The 23985-nt window shown below is 60.9% G+C and carries 20 protein-coding genes; 12 read left to right on the top strand and 8 right to left on the bottom strand.

From position 1 onward, the window contains the following. Positions 1 to 172 precede the first annotated feature (172 nt). On the top strand, positions 173 to 2248 hold the full coding sequence (locus FHW37_RS21605; RefSeq protein WP_246690858.1) for a hydantoinase/oxoprolinase family protein: 2076 nt from the start codon (positions 173 to 175) through the stop codon (positions 2246 to 2248). Then, on the top strand, positions 2245 to 3924 hold the full coding sequence (locus FHW37_RS21600) for a hydantoinase B/oxoprolinase family protein (RefSeq protein ID WP_145640101.1): 1680 nt from the start codon (positions 2245 to 2247) through the stop codon (positions 3922 to 3924). Before FHW37_RS21605 ends, FHW37_RS21600 begins: the two co-directional genes overlap by 4 nt. A 106-nt stretch (positions 3925 to 4030) precedes the next feature. On the opposite strand, the gene FHW37_RS21595 is transcribed toward FHW37_RS21600, so the two are convergent. From FHW37_RS21595 to FHW37_RS21585, 3 genes are read right to left on the bottom strand one after another with little or no spacing between them, the layout of a single operon-like run. Next, positions 4031 to 5140, bottom strand: coding sequence for a siderophore-interacting protein (locus FHW37_RS21595; protein WP_145640099.1), 1110 nt, complete (start codon positions 5138 to 5140; stop codon positions 4031 to 4033). Positions 5141 to 5160: 20 nt separating this feature from the next. Next, a complete protein-coding gene (locus FHW37_RS21590; protein WP_246690857.1) occupies positions 5161 to 6285 on the bottom strand; it encodes an ABC transporter substrate-binding protein in 1125 nt (374 codons plus the stop codon). 8 nt (positions 6286 to 6293) lie between these two features. Continuing rightward, the gene (locus FHW37_RS21585) at positions 6294 to 8411 is read right to left on the bottom strand and encodes a TonB-dependent siderophore receptor (RefSeq protein WP_145640098.1); all 2118 of its coding nucleotides are present in this window, start codon (positions 8409 to 8411) and stop codon (positions 6294 to 6296) included. A gap of 191 nt (positions 8412 to 8602) precedes the next feature. Between FHW37_RS21585 and FHW37_RS21580 the strand changes: the two genes are divergently transcribed. The 9 genes from FHW37_RS21580 to FHW37_RS21540 all read left to right on the top strand — a co-directional run bounded on the left by FHW37_RS21580 (position 8603) and on the right by FHW37_RS21540 (position 16632). Next, entirely contained in the window at positions 8603 to 9256 is a 654-nt protein-coding gene (locus FHW37_RS21580) for a TetR/AcrR family transcriptional regulator (RefSeq protein WP_145640096.1), read from the top strand. 101 nt (positions 9257 to 9357) lie between these two features. Beyond that, a complete protein-coding gene (locus FHW37_RS21575) occupies positions 9358 to 9615 on the top strand; it encodes an acylphosphatase (protein WP_145640095.1) in 258 nt (85 codons plus the stop codon). Between the two features lie 156 nt (positions 9616 to 9771). Then, positions 9772 to 10425 (top strand): Rieske (2Fe-2S) protein, encoded by a 654-nt coding sequence (locus FHW37_RS21570; protein ID WP_145640093.1) that lies wholly within the window; start codon positions 9772 to 9774, stop codon positions 10423 to 10425. Beyond that, positions 10422 to 11267, top strand: coding sequence for an aromatic ring-hydroxylating oxygenase subunit alpha (locus tag FHW37_RS21565; RefSeq protein WP_145640092.1), 846 nt, complete (start codon positions 10422 to 10424; stop codon positions 11265 to 11267). The genes FHW37_RS21570 and FHW37_RS21565 overlap by 4 nt, the downstream gene beginning before the upstream one ends. Beyond that, positions 11264 to 11923: a glutathione S-transferase family protein gene (locus FHW37_RS21560; RefSeq protein WP_145640090.1), complete on the top strand. Its 660-nt coding sequence runs from the start codon at positions 11264 to 11266 to the stop codon at positions 11921 to 11923. Before FHW37_RS21565 ends, FHW37_RS21560 begins: the two co-directional genes overlap by 4 nt. A 78-nt stretch (positions 11924 to 12001) precedes the next feature. Further along, positions 12002 to 13099, top strand: coding sequence for a BMP family ABC transporter substrate-binding protein (locus FHW37_RS21555; protein ID WP_145640088.1), 1098 nt, complete (start codon positions 12002 to 12004; stop codon positions 13097 to 13099). Between the two features lie 4 nt (positions 13100 to 13103). Then, the gene (locus tag FHW37_RS21550) at positions 13104 to 14627 is read left to right on the top strand and encodes an ABC transporter ATP-binding protein (protein WP_145640087.1); all 1524 of its coding nucleotides are present in this window, start codon (positions 13104 to 13106) and stop codon (positions 14625 to 14627) included. Further along, the gene (locus FHW37_RS21545) at positions 14624 to 15724 is read left to right on the top strand and encodes an ABC transporter permease (protein ID WP_145640085.1); all 1101 of its coding nucleotides are present in this window, start codon (positions 14624 to 14626) and stop codon (positions 15722 to 15724) included. The genes FHW37_RS21550 and FHW37_RS21545 overlap by 4 nt, the downstream gene beginning before the upstream one ends. Continuing rightward, a complete protein-coding gene (locus tag FHW37_RS21540; RefSeq protein ID WP_145640084.1) occupies positions 15721 to 16632 on the top strand; it encodes an ABC transporter permease in 912 nt (303 codons plus the stop codon). The genes FHW37_RS21545 and FHW37_RS21540 overlap by 4 nt, the downstream gene beginning before the upstream one ends. Positions 16633 to 16688: 56 nt before the next feature. On the opposite strand, the gene FHW37_RS21535 is transcribed toward FHW37_RS21540, so the two are convergent. The 4 genes from FHW37_RS21535 to FHW37_RS21520 form a co-directional block, all read right to left on the bottom strand. Beyond that, complete coding sequence (locus tag FHW37_RS21535) at positions 16689 to 18635, bottom strand: methyl-accepting chemotaxis protein (RefSeq protein ID WP_145640083.1); 1947 nt, start codon at positions 18633 to 18635, stop codon at positions 16689 to 16691. Positions 18636 to 19090: 455 nt separating this feature from the next. Beyond that, complete coding sequence (locus FHW37_RS21530) at positions 19091 to 19867, bottom strand: sulfite exporter TauE/SafE family protein (RefSeq protein ID WP_246690856.1); 777 nt, start codon at positions 19865 to 19867, stop codon at positions 19091 to 19093. 6 nt (positions 19868 to 19873) lie between these two features. Further along, positions 19874 to 20746, bottom strand: a complete 873-nt coding sequence (locus tag FHW37_RS21525) for an MBL fold metallo-hydrolase (protein ID WP_145640081.1) — start codon at positions 20744 to 20746, stop codon at positions 19874 to 19876. A gap of 4 nt (positions 20747 to 20750) precedes the next feature. Beyond that, positions 20751 to 22238 carry an aminotransferase class V-fold PLP-dependent enzyme gene (locus FHW37_RS21520; RefSeq protein WP_246690855.1) on the bottom strand — a complete coding sequence of 496 codons (1488 nt, stop codon included), beginning with the start codon at positions 22236 to 22238 and terminating at the stop codon, positions 20751 to 20753. A 97-nt stretch (positions 22239 to 22335) separates the two neighbouring features. On the opposite strand from FHW37_RS21520, the gene FHW37_RS21515 reads away from it, so the two are divergent. Then, positions 22336 to 22818, top strand: a complete 483-nt coding sequence (locus FHW37_RS21515; RefSeq protein WP_145640080.1) for an Lrp/AsnC family transcriptional regulator — start codon at positions 22336 to 22338, stop codon at positions 22816 to 22818. Between the two features lie 15 nt (positions 22819 to 22833). On the opposite strand, the gene FHW37_RS21510 is transcribed toward FHW37_RS21515, so the two are convergent. After that, a complete protein-coding gene (locus FHW37_RS21510; protein ID WP_246690854.1) occupies positions 22834 to 23844 on the bottom strand; it encodes a LacI family DNA-binding transcriptional regulator in 1011 nt (336 codons plus the stop codon). Between the last annotated feature and the right edge of the window lie 141 nt (positions 23845 to 23985).

Below are 23985 nucleotides of genomic sequence, written 5' to 3'. Positions count from 1 at the left end.
CCTCCGGTCGTGCCGGCTGGTCTTGGCACTGCTGCTTTCGCGGTCGACGCCCAATCAATTGCATCTTTTGGTTTAGTTCGCAACGCGTTGCATCTTGCTGCAATCGTGGCTTGACAGCCTCGCTGCATCGCCGCAAATTCATTCGTATACAAATAAATATTCGGGAACGATCGTGCAGGAAAAATCACTTCAGGGCGCAGGTCGCCAGTCCCAGGTGGCCGGTATCGATGTCGGCGGCACATTCACCGATCTCGTGTTGTTTGATTCGGAACATGGCACCGTGCGGCTCGCCAAGACGCCGACGACGCTCGACAATCAGGCGACCGGCGTTCTCAACGCGCTGGATGCGGCCGAAGCCGATCTGGCTGCGCTTGACCTTATCGTCCATGGCACGACGACCACCACGAATGCTGTGCTGGAGCGCAATCTCTGCAAGACGGGCCTCATCACGACGATGGGTTTTCGCGATATTCTGGAGCTTGGCCGCCGCACACGGCCGCAGGCCTACGGCATGAAGGGCGATTTCAAGCCGATCATTCCGCGCGACCTGAGGCTGGAAATTCCCGAGCGCATGGATGCGCGCGGCAATGTGCTGACGCCGCTCGATGAGGATGCATTGCGGGCCGCGATGCAGGATCTCGTCGACGACGGCTGCGAGGCGTTGGTTATTCACTTCCTCCACTCTTACGCCAATCCCGCCCATGAACTGCGGGCCGGTGAGATCGCGGCAGAGGTTTGGCCGAACGGCAATGTCACGATTGGCCATACGCTTCTTTCCGAAAGCCGGGAGTTCGAACGCGGCGTGACGGCGGCCGTCAATGCTTCCGTCCAGCCGCTGCTGCGCCGTTATGTCGAGCGGCTGGCCGATCAGCTCGCGGCTCGCGGTTACCGGCACGACGTCCTCGTTATGAACGGCAATGGCGGCATGGTCTCGGCCCGGCATGTTGCCGCGGAAGCGGCAAAGACTGTCATGTCCGGCCCGGCTTCCGGCGTCATGGCGGCAGCCTATACCGGCCGTCGCGCCGGTATTCCGGATCTCATCACCTATGACATGGGCGGTACGTCCACCGATGTCGCGCTCATCCGCAATGCAGAGCCGGCCGTCTCGAACGAGATCGAGATCGAATATGCGATGCCGATCCATGTGCCGATGGTCGATGTGCGCACCGTTGGCGCTGGTGGCGGCTCGATTGCGCGCATCACGCCGGCCGGCCTGCTGCAGGTCGGGCCGGATAGTGCCGGCGCCACGCCCGGGCCGATCTGTTATGGTCGAGGTGGCACGCTGCCGACCATTTCCGATGCGAACATGCTGCTTGGCCGGCTCAATCCGGCTCGATTGAATTCTGTGCCGGGCGGTCCGACGATCGAGAGCATTGCGGCGATCTTCGAAGAAAAGCTGGGCCGGCCGCTCGGTGTCAGCGCCATCGAAGCTGCGGCGGCCGTGATCCGCATCGCCAATACGCGCATGGCCGATGCGGTGCGCATGGTCTCGGTCAGCCTTGGCGAGGATCCGCGTGATTTCGCGCTGTTTGCCTTTGGTGGTGCAGGCCCGCTGCATTCCACCGCGATTGCTCGCGAGCTCGGCATTCCGAGGGTCCTGACGCCGGCACGGCCCGGCATTACCAATGCGCTCGGCTGCGTTGTCGCGGACCTGCGCCATGACTTCGTCAACACGGTCAACCGCCCGCTGCATTCGGTCGATATTGCCGCGGTGCATGAGATCTTTGCAAAACAGTCGGCCGAAGGCCGCAGGCTGATCGACAAGGAAGCGGTGGCGATCCGCGAGATCCGCGAGATCTGTTCGGTCGACATGCAGTTCGTCGGCCAGACGCATCTGTTACGCGTGCCGCTTTCTTCGCCGACGCCGACGATCGACGAGCTACAGGCCCGTTTCGAACAGGCCTATTTCCATCGTTTCCGGGTTGAGCTCTCCGATATCCGCGCAAGTCTCGTCAACGTCAACACGTCGATCATCGGCCGCCGCGCCGAAATCGACCTCTCGTTGCTGATTGATGCCGGCAGCCGTAAGCCAACTCTCGTCGAGGCGCAGACCGGTACGCGAAAGGTCTGGTTCGGGGAATGGATGGAGACGCCGATCTATTGGCGTGACAACCTTCCTGCCGATGCGGTGATCCATGGCCCAGCGATCATCGAGCAGATGGATACGACGATTATCATCGAGCCGGGCGATATCGGCAACCAGGACCATGACGGCAATATCATCATAAAGCTCGGAGCCGCCCAATGACCATCGATCCGATCACGCTCAGCGTCATCCAGTCGGGCCTGCAGCAGGTCTGCGACGAGATGGACCTGACCTTTTCCCGCGCTGCCTTTTCTCCCGTCATTGCCGAAGCGAACGACCGCTCGGACGGTATCTACTCGGCCGAAGACGGGTCGCTGATCGCGCAAGGCGCTGCCGGCCTGCCGGTCTTTGTCGGCACGATGCAATATTCCACCCGCACGCTGATCGAGATGATCAAGGCCGGTAAGGTCGCGGCGCCGAAGCCGGGTGATATCTATATCGTCAATGACCCCTATCTCGGCGGCACGCATCTGATGGACGTGCGCTTTGCCATGCCGGTCTATCGCGATGGCGAGATTTTTTGTTGGCTTTCGAATACCGGTCACTGGCCCGATACCGGCGGTGCCGTGCCGGGCGGCTTTTCCGCCTCTGCAACGGCCGTCGAGCAGGAAGGGTTGCGCCTGCCGCCGGTCCGGCTTTTCAAGCAGGGCGTGCTTGACGAGGAAATCTATTCGATCATCTGCTCCAATATCCGCGTTTCCGAACAGCGGATCGGCGATGTGAAAGCGCAGGCCGCAGCCCTTTTGGTCGGTGAACAGCGTCTTGCCCGCATTCTCGACCGTTACAGTGACGATACGGTGCGCGAGGCGATCGCGGAACTTCGCGTGCGCGCCGCTGCCCAGATGCGGGCCTACGCAAAACTCATTCCGAATGGCGTCTACACATCGGTCGCCTATGTCGACAGCGATGGCGTAGTGGATGAACCTCTGGAAATCCGTCTCGCCATTACGGCGAAGGACGGTGAGCTGGAATTCGATTTCACCGGCTCGTCAAAAACCTGCATGGGACCGATGAACTCGGTTCTGGCGACGACCATGTCCTCCGTCTATCTCGCCATGCGCCATATCTTTCCGGATGTGCCGATCTCGGCCGGTGCCTTCGAGCCGCTGACGGTGAAGCGGCCGGAAGGCACGTTCCTCGATGCGCAATATCCGCGGCCGGTTTCCGGCTGTGCGGCCGAAGTGTCCCAGCGTATCGCCGAGTCGGTGTTTCTGGCGCTGGTCGAGGCGCTGCCGGATCGTGTTACGGGTGCACCCGCCGGCACATCCGGCAATTTCGCGCTCGGCGGTTTTGATCCGGAGCGCAATCGCGGCTTCGTCATGTACCAGATTTCCGGCGGCGGTTATGGCGGCAACGTCGACAATGACGGTCTTTCCAACGGTTGCTCGACGATCGGCATTTCCAAGGCCCCGCCTGTCGAAATCATGGAGCAGCAGTTCCCGGTTCTCTATCACCGTTATGCGCTGCGCGAAGGTTCTGGTGGCGCCGGCAAGCACCGCGGCGGTTTTGGCCTCGATTACGAGGTCGAGCTTTTGCGCGGCCATGCGACGGCAAGTTTTGTCATGGACCACGGCCGCTTCGGCCCGCCCGGCGTGCTGGGTGGCAAGGACGGGATGCCGAATTCCGTGACGATCATCAAGAGCGGCCAGAAGATCGTGCCGGAGCATCTTTCGAAGGCGCAGGACATTCCGCTGTCTCCGGGCGATCGCGTCAGGGTCGGCACGCCGGGTGGCGGCGGTTATGGCGATCCCAGGGCCCGTGATCGTGAGGAAGTCGCCGAGGATGTTCGTTTGGGTCGCTATACCGAAGAGCAGATCCGAGAACTGTTCGGCGCGTGATATAGGTTGAGCACAATCCTGGCCTTGCAGGCGGTGTTGATGCGTCTGCACATGCCTTGAACTGGCGTTGTGCGTCGATCCCGGCGCACAACGTGCTGAAGGCGTCTCATTCCGGCAGATAAGCCTCGGCGCCCTTTGCGATGATGTCCTCTTCGCTGAGCGTTCGATGCCAATGCGAAAACAGCACGAAACGGTCGCGCGGGAGGCCGAGTTCTCTTTTCAGGTATCGATGGATGGCACTGAAGGCCTTGTGCTCACAGCCGCCCCAGACGAAAGCTTCACGAAGATTTTTCGGCCAATCCACGGTGCGTATCGCCTGTTCAAGCAATCCGGTGGTCCCGGCCGCCGCGCCGTTGCGACAGAGCAGGGTGACTGACATGCCTGCGGGACAATCGAGTGGCATTGCGTCGGTTTCGGCATCCAGTTCGATAAAGGCATGGCCCTTTGCATCGGCTGGTAGAGATTCCAGAATTCTCGCCATGCCCGGCAGCGCCGTTTCGTCTCCCAGCAGGACGTAAAATCCTGCAGGCTTCGGACCTTCCGCAGCCGGTCCCAGAATGCCGGCGATATCGCCGGGTTCGGCGTTCAATGCCCATGTCGTTGCGGGACCGGGATTGGCGTGGCGGGCGAAATCGATGGTGATCTCGTCTCTCGCAGTGTCGATACTCCGGATCGTGTAGACACGGGTCGGCACGGCGCGGTCTTTCGGCCAGACGACATGGCCGCGGTGGTCGAGCATGGGCCAGCTGGGCTCTTCCACGCCGCGTGGCTGAAAGATCAGCCGACAGTGAAGCTGATCCTTGCGGTCGTAGCGTGCAAGGTTCTTTCCGCGAAAGACGATGCGGCGGAAGCGCGGCGTCAGGTCTTCGACGGCGTGGACATGCAGGATGCGAAGATCGTCCGGCAGGGCGGGTTCGGCATGGTCGCCATCCCAGCGGATCTCCAGTTTCTCGCGTGCCGCGATGAAACCGATCGGTCCGACAAGCGCGTGTTTCAGGCGATTGAGGCCGCCTGCGTCCGGGGCCTCAGCCGTCATCCTGAAGCCGCCGTCTATGAGCTCGAACGTGGCGCTGCCGAAAGGCGAACGGATGTGGCGGATACCCTCCTTCGCTTCGACGGTCATGTCATGCGTCGCAATGGAATCGAGGATCGGGTCGACATAGTCGCCGATCCTTTCGAATTGCACGACGGCGCTGGCGCGATAACGTTTGAGCATGGGGATTGGCCTTTCTGAAGTCAGATCGCGATCCAGAGCGGCCCATCGATCGGAAATGCCGCGAATTCGCGATTGATCGTGGCGAGAATGGCTGCGGGGTCGAGATCGGTGCATCTGTCCGGGTGAAGCCATTTGGCAGCCACGGCCACAAACAGGATGTTGAGCGGGAGATTGCTGATCAGGCCGGTCCAGACGCCATAAACGCGTTTGTTGCGGACGCTTTCCAGTTCCTTGAAGCCCGCCCTACCATCGACCAGCTTTTGCAGGCCTTGACGTCCACGCTCAGGGTCTATCCCCGGTCCGATCTCCGGGCGGCTGCCGACAGACCATCCGCCGCCGGAGGCGATATAGGCATCCTGCGGCGTCGCCAGCACATATTCGAGCGAGAGCTTTTCAAACCACGGTGCCTTTACCCCAGGTAGGGGCTTTCCGCCGGCCAGCGCCAGAAGTTCGCCCCAGTTGCGTGTTCCTGCCGCCCAGCAGCAGTCATCCAGGGTCGATTGGACTTCGAGATATGTGGTGACGGGTGTGGCGCCGGCGAGGCGGGTTTTGATATCGGCCAACTGGTGCTCGAAGAAGGAGACGAAGGCCTTTGCCTTTTCGCTCGCGCCCAATAGCGTGCCCCACATGGTCATGGAGGCCTTGAGTTTGGTCAGAGGATCCGGCGGCGTCTGGCCTGCCGAAACGTTGCTGGAAGCGTCGCTGAAGACGACCGGAATTCCGACCTGTTTCAATCGCGCGATCAGCGAAGCGTCGCCTTCATCTGGCGTCATGAAGGCGGTAGTGACGATGAGGTCCGGCTGAAGGGCGATCAGCCCCTCAAGCGACAGCGTGTCGGGGCTGAGCTTGCCGACGGTGGCGACGGAATGGCCGTTGAGCAGACGATTCCGCATCAGGTCGCTATCGATCCGGTCGACGGCGGCCCAGCCGATCACCAGCGAGGCCGGGTCTGGATGCAGGAGCGACATGGTGAGAATGTCGCCCGCTTCGAGAAGAACGATCCTTTTGGGCAGGGCCGGGAGTTTGACCTCCCGCCCGGCCATGTCGACGACGGTTATCGCTTCCGTTGCCGCAGCCGGTGTGATGGCTGCAAGAAGGCCCACTGAGGCAATGCCTGCGCAGAAAAGGCGTCTCGTCGTCGTCACGGTGAACCTCACCACTTGTATCTCAGGCCTGCCAGAACCGTGCGGCCATTGCCCCACTGGCAATAGGTATTGGAGCTGCAGCTCGAATAATATTCCTTGTCGAGCAGGTTGGTGACGTTCAGCGTTGCTTCCAGCCCCTTCAGCTCCGGTCGCTTGGCGCCGAAATCGTATTTCAGCGCGGCGTCCAGCAGCGTGTAACCATCCGCCTTGATCGTGTTGGCGTCATCGGCATAGCTCGACCCGACGAAACGCACGCCGCCGCCAAGCGACAGGCCTTCCAGCACGCCGCTATCGATCGTGTAATTGCCCCAGAGCGAACCATAGGCCCGCGGAACCGCCTGCGGCCGGTTGCCGATGATCCCGGTATTGGTGGATTCGGACACTTCCGTATCGAGTAGTGAAAGCGCGGCAATCAGCTCGAAATTCGTCGTGACATTGCCACGTGCCTCGAATTCCAGACCACGTGAACGGACCTCGCCCTGCTGGACGCTGAAGCCCGGCACGCTTCCCGGCGACAGGACATTCTGCTGGCGGATATCGAAGGCCGCGATCGTGAAGAGCGCGTTCCAGCCGGTCGGCTGGTATTTGATGCCGATCTCGTATTGCTTTGCCTCGGTCGGCTTGAATGCATCGCCGCTGGCATCCGTGCCGACCACCGGCTCGAAGGAGGTCGAATAGCTCGCATAAGGCGCGATGCCGTTGTCGAACAGATATAGCAGGCCGGCACGATAGCTCGTCGCATCGCTGGACTGGTCCGACGAGGTGCCGGCAAGCAGGTTGTCCGTGTCCTGGTCGGTCCAGTCGTGACGGACGCCGAGCACGGCGCGCAACTGGCCGAGCTCGATCTGATCCTGAAGGTAGATGCCGGTCTGGCGCAGCGACTGGTCGCTGTCTATCACCGGCGCGAAGGGGCCGACCGGCTGGTTGTAGACGGGATTGGTGACGTCGATCGAGGTCGCGCCGCCCATCAGATATTGCCAGCCGCTGCTCGAATGCTGCAGGTCTATGCCGGCCAGCAGCGTATGTTTTGCCGGGCCGGTATCGAATTTCACTTCGGCCTGGTTGTCGAAGGAATAGCCGGATGCATCCTCGATCGAATGGACGGCATAACGCGGGATGACGCCGGCGGCCGATATCGGGCCGGACATCTGCAGCGAACGCATGTCGGTATCGACATCCGTGTAGCGGAAGGCGGAGCGGACCGTCACCTGATCGTTGAAACTGTGTTCGAAGCGGTAACCGATGCCGTATTGCTTGCGATCGAAGGAGTCGTAGGACGGATCGCCGATATCGAAGTCGCGGCCGAGATATTTGCCAAAACCGGCTGGAGCCAGGAAATTCGGGTAGACCGAGTTGAAATAGCCGCCCTCCGGGTCTCGCTGATAATAACCGGAAATGACCAGCGACGTATCGGCATCCGGCTGCCACTTGAGCGAGGGCGCAACGCCAATGCGGCGTTCGTCGACATCATCATAGCGTGTGCCGGAGGTGCGGCCGACCGCGCCGATGCCGTATTGCAAAGTGCCGTCATCGGTCAGGGGACCGGTCGAATAGACGCCGGTCTGGAAACGCCGGTCGGTGCCGCCTTCGACGCGGACTTCGTTCGACTGGACGGAAGACGGTTCACGGCTGACCTGGTTGACCATGCCGCCGGGGCTGATCTGGCCGTAGAGAAGCGCAGACGGGCCTTTCAGCACATCGACATGGTCGAGAAAGAAGGGATCGATCGACGGTGTGGCAAAAGCCTGGCCGCGTTGCAGCTTCAATCCATCGAGATAATTGACATAGCTGGTCGTCGTTCCGAACGAGCCGAAACCGCGCAGGAAGATGGAGTCGTAACGCGAGCTCGCATCGCGATCTGAGAGGACGCCCGCCGTATAACGGAGGGATTCGCCGACCGTCTGCGGGTTCTGCTCGTCGATCTGCTTGCGCGTGATCGTCGTTATCGACTGGGATGTCTCGGCAATCGGCGTGACGGTCTTGGTCGCCGACCGCGCAGCCTTGGCGACGACGGTGTCAGACGTGTTGTCGATGCTGCCTTCCGTCTGAAGAACGATCGGGGCCAGCTGGTTGGCTGGTTCCTGCGCGAAGGAGGGATAGGCGCCGATGAGAAATGTCGTTGTCATCAAAGCGTATTTTGCGGATAGACGGTGCTTCACGAATTGCCCCCAGTGCTGAAGCTTGCCAAATATGATAGACGCAATAAATCAAACGGGACCGTCCTGTCCAGTTAATATGAGAAACGATATCAACTTTTATGTTGGCAATGCGCCGATGCAACATGACAAAGGCAGAGCGGTGATGAAGGAGGGGAATTATGGCGGCTGAAAAAGGTGCTGTGGCGGTGCGCGTCGGAAGACCATCCAAGACAGAGCAGGGTGATGCGAGTGCGCGGATCATCGAGGCTGCAACCGAGCTTTTTGCCAGTCGCGGTTTTGCCGGCACGTCCATGGAGCAGGTCGCGTCGCAATGCGGCGCCGGCAAGGACACTGTCTATCGCCGTTTTCCCTCAAAGGTCGCTCTTTTCGAAACGGTCGTCGAACACGCGCACAAGCGTGCGATTGCCAGGCTGGAAAGGCTTCCGGATGTGGATGGCGATGCGCTTGAACGCTTGCGCGGGCTGATGTCCGAACTGCTGCGGATCAATATGGAGCCCGACTTGATCGCCCTGAAGCGCATCACCTTCAGCGAGGCCGTGTCATTCGAAAAGAAGAGCCAGATACCGCCGCAGCCGGATCCGATCATGAAACGTCTCGTCGATGCGGTCAGCGATGCCCAGGATGCCGGGCTGATCGCGGCGGGCGATACGCACCTGATCGCTGGCCATCTCATCCACTGTCTCGTCGCGCTTCCGACATCTGCCGCGATGCTGGGAAGCGATGAATTCGATGGCGAGGAAGCCGTCCGCGCTCATTTCGAAAGGACGTGGAACTGGCTTATCAATGGCGTGCGCGCCGGGTCTCCGGCCTGATCGACGGGGTAGCCGGATGGAGGCGCTGCGTTGTTAGTAGCGGCTGGCATCGTGCCCGGTTTTGGATATGATCGGGCATACACAGCAGGCACAGGCCACGGATGAGTGACGTAAAGCAGAACCAGTCGACGGAACGCATGACGATTTCCGGTGATCTCGTCCCTGACGCATTTCTCCCCTGGATCGATCGTCACGTGGCAAAGCTCGGCCTTTCCCGGACGATTTTTTCCGTCTCCGAAGAGAAGATCGAACTCGATCTTTCCGGCCCCGAAGAGCTGATCGACATGATGGAGATGGGCTGTTCGCTCGGTCCCATCGAGGTCTGGGTCGAGGCCATCGAGCGGCATGTTTTGGGCTGACCGGATCGACCTGATATCGTCACTGTGCACTTTATTTAGACCGTCATTGCCAATGGCCAATACTTATGCAAACGTGTCGCGGAGACAAAAAGCTACCGAAGCGGGAGGCCTTCGGTATCGCCTTTAACTTATTGAGACATTTAAGAAAGCTTGGTCATGCAATCCGATACGGCGGGCTCGTGGGTGCCAGTCGCTCTTTCTTCCGATCTGCCCGCTCTCGCGGTGATGCCAGCCCGTATCGCGAGCGAGACGGTGGCCCTCTGGCGCAGCGCTTCGGGGCGCGCCACAGCCTCGGCGGATCGCTGTCCGCATCGTGGCATGCGGCTCTCGCACGGGTTCGTGCGCGGTGAGGCGCTTTCCTGCATCTACCATGGTTGGAGTTATGCGCAGGGTGGGCAATGTCTGAAGATCCCGGCCCATCCGGGCCTGACGCCGCCGGAGACGATCCGTGTCGTGACCTATGCTGTTGCGGAGCAGGATGGCGTGGTCTGGGCCGCAGCAGGAGCGCCAGCAGGCGAGCCGCCACGCCTTAATGGTTTTGCGCCGCTTCGTTCGGTTACGGTTGATGCAGCGATCGGCTTTATTGAGGCGGCTGCCGGTGTCGGGATGAATGCAGACGGCTTTCTGTCTCCGGCAGACGCGCCAAGTGGGCTCTGTCTTCTCTTGTCCGATCAGGGGGCGGGCCAGACGCTGGTTCATGTTCTTATCGGGCAGGATGCCGGTCCATCGGCACGCATTGCCGCTTCCCGCGCGGTCGAAGCATTGCGGCGTCGGGCGGAAGCGCTTTCGACGGAAGGAGCAGGGGCATGAACAAGATCGGCATGATCGACGAATGGTATCCGGTCGGCCTGTTCAGCCAGCTTGATCCGAATGGCCGCGATACCTGGTTGATGGGTGAACCGATCCGGGTCGCGATCGACGGGGAAGGCAATCCGCTCGTCACCGGCGGCAATGGTCGTGTGCTTGCCGTTTGTGTCAGGTACGGCCATGTCTGGGCCTCTCTCGGCAAACCCGATCATGACCTGTTTCCCATTCCCGAGGCGGATCAGCCGGGGCGCCGGTTGGTCGAGGTCGGTGTCGTGCGTGTGCGCTGCTCGCCGCTTCGCGCGGTCGAGAACTTTCTCGATATCGCGCATTTCCCCTTCGTCCACACCGATATTCTTGGCTCCGAGCCGCATACGGAAGTGCAGAATTACAAGGTTGAGATCCGCGAGGAAGAGGACGAGGTCTGGGCGACGCAGGTGAAATTCTACCAGCCGCAGGCGGCGAAATCCGCCAGCGGCGGCATTACCACCGAATATATGTATCGCGTGCCTGCGCCGACTTGCTCCGTCCTCTACAAAACCTGCCCGCCGCGGCCGAGCGAATGGGATGTCATCACGCTTTTCGTGCAGCCGCTGTTCGAGGATGTCTGCGATGTCTGGCCTTGGATGGCGCTTTATGACGACGATACGCCGATGACCGATCTCATCCATTTCCAGCAGACGATCTTTCTGCAGGACCGGTCGATCCTCGAAAACCAGATCCCGACGCTGCTGCCGCTCGATCCGGGCATGGAAATCCCGACACGCGCGGACCTGACCTCGGTCGCCTATCGGCGCTGGTTGAAGCGCCACAATTATACCTATGGCGCGCAATTGGTGGCGCAATGAAGCTTTACGACTACATCCTCTCCCCGAGCTGCTACAAGGTGCGCCTGATGGCGGCGCTTGCTGGCGCAGCGCTCGAACTGAAGCCCGTGGATTTTCATCCCGGAAACGAACATCGCAGCCCGGCCATGCTGGCGCTCAATCCGGCCGGCACGATCCCGATCCTGGAGGATGGCGATCTGCTGCTGACGGAATCTTCCGCCATGCTCGCCTATATTGCCGCAAAGGCCGCACCTGGCTGGCTGGGTGGCGATAGTGCCGAGGAGACGGCGCGGATCCAGCAATGGCTGGCCTTTTCGGCGCGGCTGACATCCAGTCTCGGTGGCGCGCGGCTCACCCAGATGTTGCTTGTTCCTTGTGATATCGCTGCCCTGCAAAAGTCCGGCATTGCCGCCTTGCGGGAGCTTGAGGCCGGGCTCGTCGAACAGAGCCTGCGCGGCTGCCGTTTTCTCGCAGCCGACCGGCCGACGATCGCGGACATTGCCTGCTTTCCCTATGTGGCGCTGGCGCCGGATGGCAATGTATCGCTCGATCCCTATCCGACGATCCGGCTATGGTCGCGCGCGTTGCGGGCGCTGCCGGGTTTTATCGAGATGCCGGGCATTCACCGTCTGCACGAACTGAAGCCGGAACCGGAGGTGCAGGCCGAAGAGGCGTGAAGCGCTGATATTCCGTTCAGGGCCGTGGCCCTGGCAATCCTGAAATTCCAAAAAGAACCGAAAGAGGGGACAGAAATCATGACCAAACTGACACGCAGAAACCTGATGCAGGCTGCTGCCGCAACCGGCCTTGCCGGCGCATTCGGCAGCCGTGCCGCCTTTGCCGCCGATGAACCGCTCGGCATTACACTTGTCGTGCCGTCGCCGATCGGCGATGTGGGCTGGGGCCATGCGCTTGCTGCTGGCCTCGATCCGGTCAAGGCCGCCTATGGCGACAAGGTGAAGATCACCGTCATCGAGAACATTGCCGAAGGCCCGGATGCAGACCGTATCATGACCAAGACGGTCGCCGACGGGAACAAGTTCCTGATCGCCGGCTCTTTCGGTTACCAGAACGGCGCGATGCAGGTCGCCCGCCGCGACAAGAAGGTCAGCGTGCTGCACGCGTCCGGCTTCCAGGTCGCGCCGAATTTCTCGCCATTTGCGGCAAAGTATTTCCAGGGCACCTATCTGATGGGCATGGCCGCGGCCGCGCTTTCCAAGACCGGCAAGATCGGCTCCGTCTCGGCCTTCGCCATTCCCGAACTGATCACCTCGATCAACGCGTTCACGCTCGGCGCCCAGTCGGTGAAGCCGGATATCGAAGTCTCGGTCGTCTGGGTCAATTCCTGGTTCGATCCGGCCAAGGAACAGGAAGCTGCCAAGGCGCTGATGGCGCAGAAATGCGATGTGATCTTCTCCAACGCACAGGACACGCCCTCGGTCATCGCCGCCTGCGAGGAAGCGGGCGTCTATGCCTTCAACCTCAATTCGTCGATGAAGAAATATGCGCCGAAGAAATATCTCGGCTGCGTTGCGACTGACTGGTCGCCCTTCTTCAAGGCCTCCGTCGACGCGCATTTTGCGGGCAAGTTCAAGGGTGCCAACGCCTTCCTCGGCGTGGCGGACAAGGTGGTCGAAGTCGTCGACTGGAACCCGGACGTGCCGGCCGATACGATGGCGAAGATCAAGGCCCTGGAAGCCAAGATCGCCGATGGCAGCTTCTCGCCCTTCACCGGCCCGATCACCAAGGCCGATGGCAGTGTCGGCGTCGCTGCGGGCAAGACCCTGCCGGACAGCGAGATCGTCGCGATGAACTGGCACGTCAAGGGCGTCACCACGCCGCTGCCGAAGTGAAGCAATGACGACACCGCTCCTGTCGCTCCGCGGCGTCTCGAAGAGCTACGGACAGATCAAGGCCAATCGCGGCATCGATCTGGACGTGGCTCCGCGGTCGATCCATGCGATTCTCGGCGAAAATGGCGCCGGCAAATCGACGCTGATGAAACTCATCTATGGCGTCGAACAGCCGGACGAGGGGAGCCTGTCCTGGAACGGCGAGGCGATGGCGCTTGCCTCGCCCGCCGAAGCCCGCCGGCGCGGCATCGGCATGGTGTTTCAGCACTTTTCGCTGTTCGAAACGCTGACCGTGGTGGAAAATATCCAGCTGGTCATGCCCGGCAAAAAGGCGGAGCTGGCGGAGCGCATGCGGTCTCTCGGCCGCGATTTCTGGCTGGAGGTTGATCCGCTGGCGCATATGCATGCGCTTTCGGTCGGCGAGCGGCAGCGGGTGGAAATCATCCGCTGCCTGATGACCGATCCAAAACTTCTGATCCTCGACGAACCGACATCCGTTCTGCCGCCACAGGCGGTGGAAAAACTGTTCGAGACGTTGCGGCGCCTGCGTGATCGCGGCGTGTCGATCCTGTTCATCTCCCACAAGCTTGAGGAAATCCGCTCGCTCTGCGACCGGGCGACGATCCTGCGGGCCGGGCAGGTAACCGGGCATGTCGACCCGCGCGAACATGATGCGCATGAGCTGGCAAGGATGATGATCGGCCGCGATATGCCGCAACCGACACCGCCGGCGCCGAATGCGATGGGCGAAAAGCGGCTGGAACTGATCGGTCTCGATTACATGCCGGATGATCCTTTTGCCGTGCCGCTGTCGAAGGTGAGCCTTACCCTGCGGGCAGGCGAGATCCTCGGCATTGCCGGCATTTCCGGAAACGGCCAGAGCGAACTTGCGGCGCTAATTTCCGGCGAAACGCGGCTCGGACAGCATGAACACGACCGGATTTTCATGATGGGCCGGGATGTCGGCCAGATGGGCGCTGCTGCCCGCCGCAGGCTGGGCTTCGCTTTCGTGCCGGAAGACCGGCTCGGTCGCGGCGCGGTGCCGGAAATGTCGCTGACCCTGAACGGCCTTTTGACCGCCCATCCGCTAAAGCTCTTGCGCCGGGGTCTTGTCGACCGATCAAAGGCAAAGGCCTTCGCCGAGGATTGCATCCGTGACTACGACGTGCGCACGCCGGGTCCTGATGCAGAAGCCGGTTCGCTTTCCGGTGGCAATCTGCAAAAATTCATCGTCGGCCGCGAAATCATGCTGGCGCCCGGCCTGCTCTTCGTCGCCCAGCCGACCTGGGGCGTCGATATCGGCGCCGCAATGGCGATCCGCCAGAGGCTGGTGAAGCTGCGCAATGAAGGCATGGCGATCCTCGTCATTTCAGAAGAACTCGAGGAATTGTTCGAGCTCAGCGATTTCATTCAGGTCCTGCATCATGGAACCCTCAGCCCTCCGCTCGTCACCCGTGACACGAAGCCGGAGGAGATCGGCCGTTACATGATCGGCTCGGCTCCCGGTTCAGGAAAACTCGCCTCATGAGCATGCCGGCCTTCGCTTTCCTTCCCGCGCTCGTCAAGCGCGAGCGCGCATCGCTCACGGCGACGGTTCTCGCGCCGCTTCTGGCGCTTGCGGTGGCTATCATTCTCAATTTCGGGCTTTATGTGCTGATGGGGCGAGATCCCGGCGCCGTCATGCACGCCATGCTGCTCGAACCCTTCATTTCCTGGGCCTCGTTTTCCGAAGTGCTGTTGAAAATGGGGCCGCTCCTGTTCATTGCGCAGGGGCTCGCAATCGGCTTTCGCGCAAAAGTGTTCAATATCGGCGCCGAGGGCCAGTTCATCCTTGGGGCGATCTTCGCCTCCGCCATTCCGATCTGGTATCCAGAAGCGGAAGGTGTGTGGATCTGGCCAGCCATGCTGCTCGTCGGCGCGATTGGCGGGGCGCTCTGGGCCTCGATCACCGCCTTCTGGCGGGCACGGCTGAATGCGAACGAAATCCTCGTTTCGCTGATGCTGAGTTTCGTGGCATCGCAGCTGCTCTATTATCTTCTGCTCGGACCCTGGAAGGATCCGAACGGCTTCAATTTTCCGCAATCTGTCATGTTTCAGTATGACGCCATGGTGCCGACACTGATCGAAGGCACGCGCGTCAATGTCTCGCTGCTGATCGCGCTTGCCCTGTCGCTTGCCGCCTGGATCTTCATGCAGAAGAGTTTTTGGGGCTACAAGTTGCAGGTTGGCGGGTTGGCGCCGCGGGCGGCGGGGTATGCGGGCTTTTCGGAAAAGCGGGCGATCTGGCTGTCGCTGCTGATCGGCGGTTTTGCCGCGGGTCTTGCGGGTGCCGCCGAGGTCGCAGGGCCGATCGGCCAGCTGCAGCGGTCGATCGCGACGGGTTATGGGTATGCAGCGATCATCGTTGCCTATCTCGGCGGGCTGCACCCGATCGGCATCATCTTTTCGTCGCTGCTGATGGCGGCCCTTTATATCGGCGGGGACAATGCCATGGTCGCGGCCAATCTTCCGGTTGCGGCCGTGCGTGTCTTCCAGGGCAGCCTGCTTCTCGCCTATCTGGTTGCCGTCGCCTTCATCCGTTACCGGCTGGAATGGCCGCATTTATCGCGCCGGAGAGCATCATGAACGGTATCGAGTTCATTCTGGCCGGGATGTTGGCCGCGGCGACACCCTTTTTGCTCGCAGCGCTCGGCGAGCTGGTGGTGGAGCGTGCGGGCGTGCTCAATCTTGGCGTCGAGGGCCTGATGGCGCTTGGTGCTGTGATCGCCTTCATCGTGGTCTATCACGGCGGCGGGCATTTTCTCGGCTTCGTCGCGGGCGGATTGGGTGCCGCACTTCTGTCCTTGCTCTTCGCCTTTATCGTCCTCGGTTTCCGCGCCAATCAGGTGGCGACAGGCCTTGCGATCGGCATTCTAGGCCAGGGACTTTCGGCCCTGTTCGGCAAAAGTTACGAGAGCCTGACGGTCAAGGGCCTGCCGAAGCTCGGAATTCCCGGCTTGTCTGATCTGCCGGTCATCGGCGGCCTTTTCGTGCAGGATATCGCCGTCTGGCTGTCGCTTCTCGCAACACTCGGCGTCTGGTTCCTGCTGGCGAAAACCAAGGCCGGTCTTGTCATCCGCGCCGTCGGCGAAAACCCCAAGGCGGCGCATGCGATCGGGTACTCTGTGATCGGTGTGCGGCTCGCCGCGATTGCCTTTGGTGGATTGATGGCAGGGTTTGCGGGTGCCTATGCCGCGGTCATCTATACGCCGCTCTGGGCTGACGGCATGATCGCCGGTCGTGGCTGGATTGCGATTGCGCTGGTCGTGTTCGGCACCTGGCTCACCGGCCGGGTCTTTCTCGGCGCCTGCCTGTTCGGGGCGGTCTCGCTGATGGGGCTTGCGGCACAGGCGACCGGTGTCGATCTGCCCTCGCAGTTGCTCTCAAGCCTGCCCTATCTCGTCACGATCATCGTGCTCGGCATCATTTCTGCTGACCGCCGGCTGCTGAAGCTCAATGGCGTCGCCTCGCTTGGCGAGCCCTTCGAACGATAAAAGCAGCGCCTCGGTCTGAGGCGCTGCTTTTCAATCCGTCAGATCCTCGATGGGGATCAGAAATCTTCCCAGGCTGCCTCGTTGACTGCTGCAGAGCGGCCACCGAAGGCCGATGCGATCTTGCGGCCGAGAGCGCGGGCAGGCGAGGGGGACGCATTGGTGGAAGCGGATGCCACCTGCACGCTGGCTGATATGGTCTGAGTCCGTGCACCGTCATTGCCGAGCGTGAAGCGGGCGAGCAGTGCGTTCAGCGATGCGGCTTCCCTTGCAAGACTGTGGCTGGCGGCGGTGGACTGCTCGACCATGGCGGCATTCTGCTGGGTGCCCTGGTCCATGGCGTTGACGGCCGTGTTGATCTCCTGCAGGCCGACCGACTGTTCACGAGCGGATTCGACGATCGCGTCGACGTGGCGGTTGATCTCCTGAACTTCCGCGACGATGGTTTCGAGTGCCGTGCCGGTATTGCCGACCAGTTCGGCACCGGAGCGAACATGTTCACCGGACGTGGTGATCAGCGCCTTGATCTCCTTGGCCGCCTGGGCGGAACGCTGGGCAAGCTCGCGCACTTCCTGGGCGACGACCGCAAAACCCTTGCCGGCTTCCCCAGCGCGGGCCGCCTCGACGCCTGCATTCAGTGCAAGCAGGTTCGTCTGGAAGGCGATTTCATCAATGACGCTAATGATATTGGTGATCTCGCCGGAGGAGCGCTCGATCTCCTTCATCGCCATGACGGCATCGCGGACCACCTGTCCGGATTTTTCCGCACCATCACGGGCACGGGCGACAAGGCTGCCGACTTCTTCCGCCCGCTTGCTGGAATCCTTCACCGTCGTGGTGATTTCTTCAAGCGCCGCTGCCGTTTCTTCGACGGAGGCCGCCTGCTGTTCGGTGCGCTTGGATAGGTCGTCTGCAGCCGAGCGGATCTCGTTTGCGCCGGAATCAATGCCACGGGCATTCTGGCCGACGGCGTTCAGCGTCCTGTTCAGGTTCTCGGCCGAATTATTGAAGTTCGAGCGAAGCGTGTCGAGATGTTTGACGAAAGACTTTTCAATGCGGTAGGAGACATCGCCTTCCGCCAGGCGGCCGAGCGCCTGACCGAGTTCGGCAACGGCGAACTGGGTGTCGGCATCGTCCTTGGCCTTCTGGGCATCGCGGGCGATGCGTTCACGGTCAGACAGGCTGCGATTGGCTTCGGCCTCCTTTTCCAGCCGGATGCGTTCCAGCGCATTGTCACGGAAGACAGAAACGGCCTTGGCCATCTGGCCAACCTCGTCGCGACGATCCTGGCCGGCGACGGCCTGATCGGTCTCGCCTGCGGCAAGCGAGGTCATGCGCTCGCGCAGCCTTGCGATCGGCATGGTAATGCCACGCGAAGAAACGAACAGGGCGGCGGCGATCGCGGTCGCAAAAACGATCGTCAGGATTGCGAGCGAGATCGTGATGGTGGAATTGGTCTGATCGGTCAGCGCGGCGGCCCGGATATTGATGTTCTTCTTCATCAATGTCGTCAGGTCACGCATGTCGGAGAGCAGAGGCGTCAGCATAAGGTCGGCCTTTGCGAGGGCTGCTCTTGCCTCGTCATCGCGATCATCCACGCCGAGTTTTACGCCGGCATCGGTCTGGGCAATCAGCAGCTTTGCTTTTGCGATGAAGCTGTCGATCGCGGCAGCATCCTGCGGGCGGCCGCCTTTCGACTGTTCCAGTCGACCGATCAGGCTAGTGGTGTTTTCCTTGTAGAAATCATGCGCGACCTTAAGCGCCGGATCCTTGGTGTCATAGGCCAGCGTCTGGTAGGCCGCATAACCGGTTGCCACGAGGCTTCTCGTTGCTGCGACGAGGTCCACTTCCGCCTGATAGTCCTTCGAGATGAAGTCGGAATAGGTGGAATCGACCGTCTTGAACTTGTCGGAGAGAAACAGTGTGGCACCGATCCCCACGACGCAGATCGGAATGATCAGCGACAGGATTTTTGTCCGGATACCGGAATTCTTGAGAAACGACATAATGCCCCCTTGCTGACCGTTTCGGTGATCGAACGTCGAGGAGGCACAAAACATCAGCGCGCCGGGATGGAGCCATTGCTCATCCCGCGAACCATCAAGCACCCGCGAGAAACGCGGGCGCCTGCTACGCCATGTCATGATACTGCGATTTTCAGGCCGCCAACGACGATATCGATCGGATGGTTGAAATCGACATGGCAGAGATCTTGGCCATCATGGCGGCTTGAGCGGGTTCTGCCGAATATCAATTCAAGCTCAAGGCGGTAAGTGCAGTAATGTTTTGTTTAGAAATGCTTTTTCAGGCCAACAACAATTTTCAGGTTGCCTGCAAAGGCAGCGCGATAAAGTCGTTAAACTTGTAACGAACGATAATCCCAATGGCGCAGTTGCGGAATCATTTTTCGCTTGAAACAGTTTTCATCAAAACTGAAGCGGCGCGCGGCATCGCCAGTTTTTTATCCGACGCTACGCCAGAGAATATAGACGCTGACCGTCAGGATGACCCAGCGGAAGATGCGGGTGAGGGCCGTGCGGCTCTTGGCGAGGCGCGTCGCAAGCAGTGTCCCGATTATGCCGCCGCCAAGGCCGCCTGCGATGAAGTATCCTGCGACATGCCAGTCGACGAGGCCCGAGAGGGCGTAGTTGACGGCGGTGGTGAGGCCGAACGTACCGACCGCCAGCAGCGACGAGCCGACCGCGTTGATGAGCGGCATGCGGGTCGCGAAATAAAGGCCGGGTACGATCAGGAAACCGCCACCTATGCCGAAAAAGCCGGAGCACAGGCCGGTCACAAGTGCCACCACCGTCGTCTTGCGATAATCGCCCGGCGTCAGAGATTGCGGTGTGGTGTCGGACTGGGCGTTGTTCGGCTGCATGACGAAGGCCACGAACATCATCAGCAGGCCGAAGGTGAAGAGAAGGCTGTGGCCATCGACCATCTTGCCGAGGCTCGAGCCGAAATAGGCTCCGAGCGAGCCGGCAATGGTGAAGATCAGCGCACATCGCCACCAGACATGGCCGCGGGCCGCATGGCTGACGAGATTGAGATAGGCGTTGACCGAAACGGCGAGCGCGCCGGTGCCGATCGCGGTGTGGATGTCACGCACGCCGACGACATAAAGGAGAAGTGGTGTCGCGAGGATCGATCCGCCGCCGCCGATCAGCCCCAGCACGAAGCCGATCAGGGAGCCGGAGCCGATGGCGAGAACGGTTTGCGGGATGAGATCGCCCACGCGCGATTACCAGATCGAACCCGGCAAGGCATCGAGCGGGATTTTCAGGTAACAGCGACCGTCCGTCTCCGCTTCCGGCAGTCGTCCACCGCGGATATTGACCTGCAGCGCGTGCAGGATGAGTTTTGGCATGGGCAGGGTTCTGTCGCGCGCCTCACGCAGCTTGATGAAATCCTCTGCCGACTTGCCGTGCACATGCGGGTTCCTGGCCTTCTGTTCGGCGACGGTCGATTGCCAGAGCGCCTCGCGTCCGCCGGGCTGATAGTCATGTCCGGTGAAAAGGCGTGTCTCGTCCGGCAATGTCAGAATGGCCTCGATCGAATTCCACAGGCGGGCAGCGCTGCCGCCGGGGAAATCGGCGCGGGCCGAGCCGCTGTCGGGCATGAACAGCGTATCGTGGATGAAGGCCGCATCGCCGACGACATAGGTGATCGAGGCGAGTGTATGGCCAGGGGAATGCATGACCCGCACGTCCAGTTCACCGATCCTGAAAGTCTCGCCATCGGCGAACAGCCGGTCCCATTGAGAGCCGTCGCAGGCGAAGTCAGGCCAGTTGTAGATTTCCTTCCAGATGGTCTGCACATCTCGGACATGCTCGCCGATCGCGGTCGGTGCACCGGTGCGGGATTTCAGATACTGGGCGGCGGAAAAATGGTCGGCATGGGGATGGGTGTCGAGGATCCATTCGACGGTCAGTCCGTTCGCTGCCACATGGTCCAGAATGGCATCGGCATTCCTTGTCGCGGTCGAGCCCGACTTCTCATCGAAATCCAGAACGGGATCGATGATGGCGCATTTCTTTGTCGCGGGGTCGGCGACGACATATTGGAGAGAACCGGTGCGGGCGTCGTAAAAAGCCGAGACGTCGGGGCGCTGCATGGACTTAAGCCATCTCCCTTTCGGCGCGGGGAAAGAAGATCGCCCGGGCCGGATTGAAATCGTAATCCTTCTCAAAATTCGTGGCGTCCCCGGCGAGCTTGGCCACCGAGGAAAGAATAAAGTCGATCTTGGCCTCCGGCAGGAGAACGCTGAAATTCAGGCGGGTGAAGCCCGGCTTCCGGATCTCGTCGCCGGCGAGGATGGCCTGGCGCACATCTTCCGATTGTTCCTCGTCTATGTCCAGCAGGCGGTGGACATAAGGGCCGGCGCAGGCACAACCGCCGCGCGCCTGGATGCCGAACCGGTCGCTCAGCATCCGCGTCACCAGCTGCTGGTGAACATAGCCGCCTTTGCCATCCCGGATACGGAAGGAGAAGATCGGTAGGCGGTGGGGTTCGTGCAGGCCGAGTAGTTCCAGATTGGTCACGTCCTTCCATGCGGCGAAGGCGCGGGCGGTGAGGGCCTTGTTGCGGTGGCTCATCTCGGCGGCGCCGATCGCGTCCTTGACGATGAAGGCGAGCGCTGCGCGGATATCACCGACGACGTTCGGCGTGCCTGCCTCCTCACGGGCTTCGATATTGCCGCTATAGTCGTGCGTCGTCGGAGACACGAATTTCACCGTGCCGCCGCCCGGCCAGGACGGCTTGTCGGTCGCAAGCGCATCGCGGCGCAGGATGAGAATACCGGAGGCGCCCGGTCCGCCGATGAACTTGTGGGGCGAGGTGACGATCGCGTCGATCTCGACGCCCGGCTTCGGGCACATGGCGATCGGCAGATAGGGGCCGGCTCCGGCATAATCCCAGATCATTTTCGCGCCGGATGATTTGACCAGTTCGGTAATGCCGGCGACATCGCTGACGATGCCGGTGATGTTGGAGGCGGCCGAAAGGCTGCAGATGGTCAGTTCCGGTGCGCCATTGCGGAGCGCCTCTTTGAGCGCAGCAAGATCCGGTCCGCCGGTTGCTGCTTCCGCGATCTCGATGATCTCGGCGCCGCTTTCGCGCCAGGGAAGAATGTTCGAATGGTGCTCGTAGGGGCCGATGATGACGCGCACCGGCCTTCCGGCTGCAATCGCTTCGGTGATGCCGAACAGCGTGACGAGCCGATTGATGCCGGATGTCGCTCCCGAGCCGGTGAATATGACGGCGAAGCGGTCGTCGGCGCCGCAGAAATCTGCAATCAGCGATCGGGCCTCGCGCCGCATGCGGGTCATGAAGCCACCGCAATAGGAGGCTTCGGTGTGGCTGTTGGCGTAATAGGGAAGCACGTCTTCCAGAACGAAATGCTCGATTTCCCGCAGAGCCCGGCCCGACGCGACGTAATCGGCGTAAACGAGGTCCTTTGTGCCGTAAGGCCCGTCGATCCTTGCCTTTGCCCCGATGAGATCGCTGCCGAGATGGCCGATCAGGTCGGCCCGCGCGGCCAGGTTTTCACGGAAGCGCGAAAGGGGGCTGGTCTCGGCTTGCGGCAGGGTGCGGGCGGCGGTTTGCACGGCGGTTCTCCAGTTGCGGATGTCGCAACGAATCTAATCGGCAGCCTGCGGGAAGACTTCACTTGTTTTCTGTCATTTTTTGATGTTTTTGTTTCATATGATAGATAAGGTCGAAAAAATCGATGAATTTGATCTGAAGATCCTGACGCAGCTGCAACGCGATGCGCATCTGTCGCAACGGGACCTCGCCGAAAAGGTCGGTCTGTCCCAAAATGCCTGCTGGCGTCGGTTGCAGCGGCTGACATCGATCGGCATGATCCGTGGCGCCCATAGCGATATCGATCTTTCAGCACTCGGGCTCGATCTGACGGTTTTCGTGATGATCCGCACCCGGCACCATTCCAGGGAATGGATCGACAGTTTTCGCGAGCATGTCGAGCGTTTGCCTGAGGTAATTGATTTCTACCGGATCGGCGGCGACTGGGATTACCTCATCAAGGTCGTCACCCGCGGTATGGGCGGTTATGATGCCTTCTATCAGAAGCTCGTCACCAATTTTGATCTGGCCACGGTCACCGGTTTCTTCTCGATGGAAGCGATCATCAACAATCGTGCTGTCGATATCCGCCGGCTGAAGTGAGCCGCACGGTCCCGGTCAGGCGCTGGCGCGCTTGACGATGTGAAAGCCCGTATCCACCATCATGCCCGTGGCGCCACTACCGGCGGCGCGCTCGATGATCAGCGACATGGCGCGCTGGCCCATCTCATAGCTGTGGGGCTGCACGGTGGTCAGGCCGGGAGTGATCTCGGAGGCAATTTCGTAATCACCCCATCCGGCGATGGCCAGGCGTTCCGGCACTTTCCAGCCGCGGCGGCCGCATTCGAACAGAACGCCGGCCGCAACGATATCCGTCGGGCAGACGATGGCATCGAGATCGGGGTCGATCGCGCAAAGCCCTTCCAGCGCTTTGGGCCCGGCGCCAAAACCATCCGCCTGATCGACGAGGAAAATCCGATAGCTGTCGAGCCCTGCTTTTTCCATGCTCTGTTTGAAGGTCGGGACACGTTCGGTGAAGCGGCTGGAGACATCGCCCTGGTAACCGACAAAGCCGATCCGCCGATATCCGCGCTCGATCAGGAGTTCGGTGATTACGCGGGTCGCGTCTGAAGTGGAATAACCGACCGCCATATCGAACGGGTTTTCGTGCACCCAGGATTCGACGACCGGCACGCCCGTCTTGCGCAACAGGGTTTTGACATCGCTCTCGTGCTCGTCGCCCACAAGGGCAATGCCGGCGACACGCAGCCCGACGAAGGTGCGAATGGCGGAGGCTTCCTGGCTCAGCGTATCTGCCAATTTCAGAATAAGCTGATATCCTTCGGTCGCAACATGATCCTGCATGCCACGTACGTAGTTATAGAAGCTCGAGTTCTTGATCGAGGGGATGACGGCGCCGATAACGCGGCTCTGGCCCGAGGCGAGATTGCCGGCCGCGTGGTTCGGAATATAGCCGAGTTCGGCGGCGATCTTGAGCACGCGCTGGCGCGTTTCTTCCTGAACCCGTTCGGGATAACGGAACGTGTTGGAGACTGTCATCGGTGACACGCCGGCTGCAACTGCAACCGACTGCATAGTGACTGTTTCGTCGGATCGAAGCTTCGTCATGAGGTGACCTTAAGCTTAATTCTACAGCGGAATGATTACGAAATACGCACTGCTATAAATGACGGCAAAATGAGAAAAGCAATCCTTGACAGAAGTCAGACACAGAATATTGTAGCGCTACAAAACGCCGATGGGAACATA

The organism is Neorhizobium alkalisoli (assembly GCF_007829835.1).
Taxonomy (GTDB): Bacteria; Pseudomonadota; Alphaproteobacteria; order Rhizobiales; family Rhizobiaceae; genus Neorhizobium.
The sequence above is the reverse complement of the archived record's forward strand: the minus strand, read 5'-3'. Positions and strand labels throughout refer to the sequence as shown.

Excerpts from the sequence above, each read along its gene's own strand:
- FHW37_RS21535 (WP_145640083.1), bottom strand. The coding sequence starts at position 18,635 with ATGTCGTTTCTCAAGAATTCCGGTATCCGGACAAAAATCCTGTCGCTG.
- FHW37_RS21575 (WP_145640095.1), top strand. The coding sequence starts at position 9,358 with ATGAGTGACGTAAAGCAGAACCAGTCGACGGAACGCATGACGATTTCC.
- FHW37_RS21560 (WP_145640090.1), top strand. The coding sequence starts at position 11,264 with ATGAAGCTTTACGACTACATCCTCTCCCCGAGCTGCTACAAGGTGCGC.
- FHW37_RS21540 (WP_145640084.1), top strand. The coding sequence starts at position 15,721 with ATGAACGGTATCGAGTTCATTCTGGCCGGGATGTTGGCCGCGGCGACA.
- FHW37_RS21510 (WP_246690854.1), bottom strand. The coding sequence starts at position 23,844 with ATGACGAAGCTTCGATCCGACGAAACAGTCACTATGCAGTCGGTTGCA.
- FHW37_RS21595 (WP_145640099.1), bottom strand. The coding sequence starts at position 5,140 with ATGCTCAAACGTTATCGCGCCAGCGCCGTCGTGCAATTCGAAAGGATC.
- FHW37_RS21545 (WP_145640085.1), top strand. The coding sequence starts at position 14,624 with ATGAGCATGCCGGCCTTCGCTTTCCTTCCCGCGCTCGTCAAGCGCGAG.
- FHW37_RS21570 (WP_145640093.1), top strand. The coding sequence starts at position 9,772 with ATGCAATCCGATACGGCGGGCTCGTGGGTGCCAGTCGCTCTTTCTTCC.
- FHW37_RS21580 (WP_145640096.1), top strand. The coding sequence starts at position 8,603 with ATGGCGGCTGAAAAAGGTGCTGTGGCGGTGCGCGTCGGAAGACCATCC.
- FHW37_RS21550 (WP_145640087.1), top strand. The coding sequence starts at position 13,104 with ATGACGACACCGCTCCTGTCGCTCCGCGGCGTCTCGAAGAGCTACGGA.
- FHW37_RS21565 (WP_145640092.1), top strand. The coding sequence starts at position 10,422 with ATGAACAAGATCGGCATGATCGACGAATGGTATCCGGTCGGCCTGTTC.
- FHW37_RS21600 (WP_145640101.1), top strand. The coding sequence starts at position 2,245 with ATGACCATCGATCCGATCACGCTCAGCGTCATCCAGTCGGGCCTGCAG.
- FHW37_RS21525 (WP_145640081.1), bottom strand. The coding sequence starts at position 20,746 with ATGCAGCGCCCCGACGTCTCGGCTTTTTACGACGCCCGCACCGGTTCT.
- FHW37_RS21585 (WP_145640098.1), bottom strand. The coding sequence starts at position 8,411 with ATGACAACGACATTTCTCATCGGCGCCTATCCCTCCTTCGCGCAGGAA.
- FHW37_RS21555 (WP_145640088.1), top strand. The coding sequence starts at position 12,002 with ATGACCAAACTGACACGCAGAAACCTGATGCAGGCTGCTGCCGCAACC.
- FHW37_RS21515 (WP_145640080.1), top strand. The coding sequence starts at position 22,336 with ATGATAGATAAGGTCGAAAAAATCGATGAATTTGATCTGAAGATCCTG.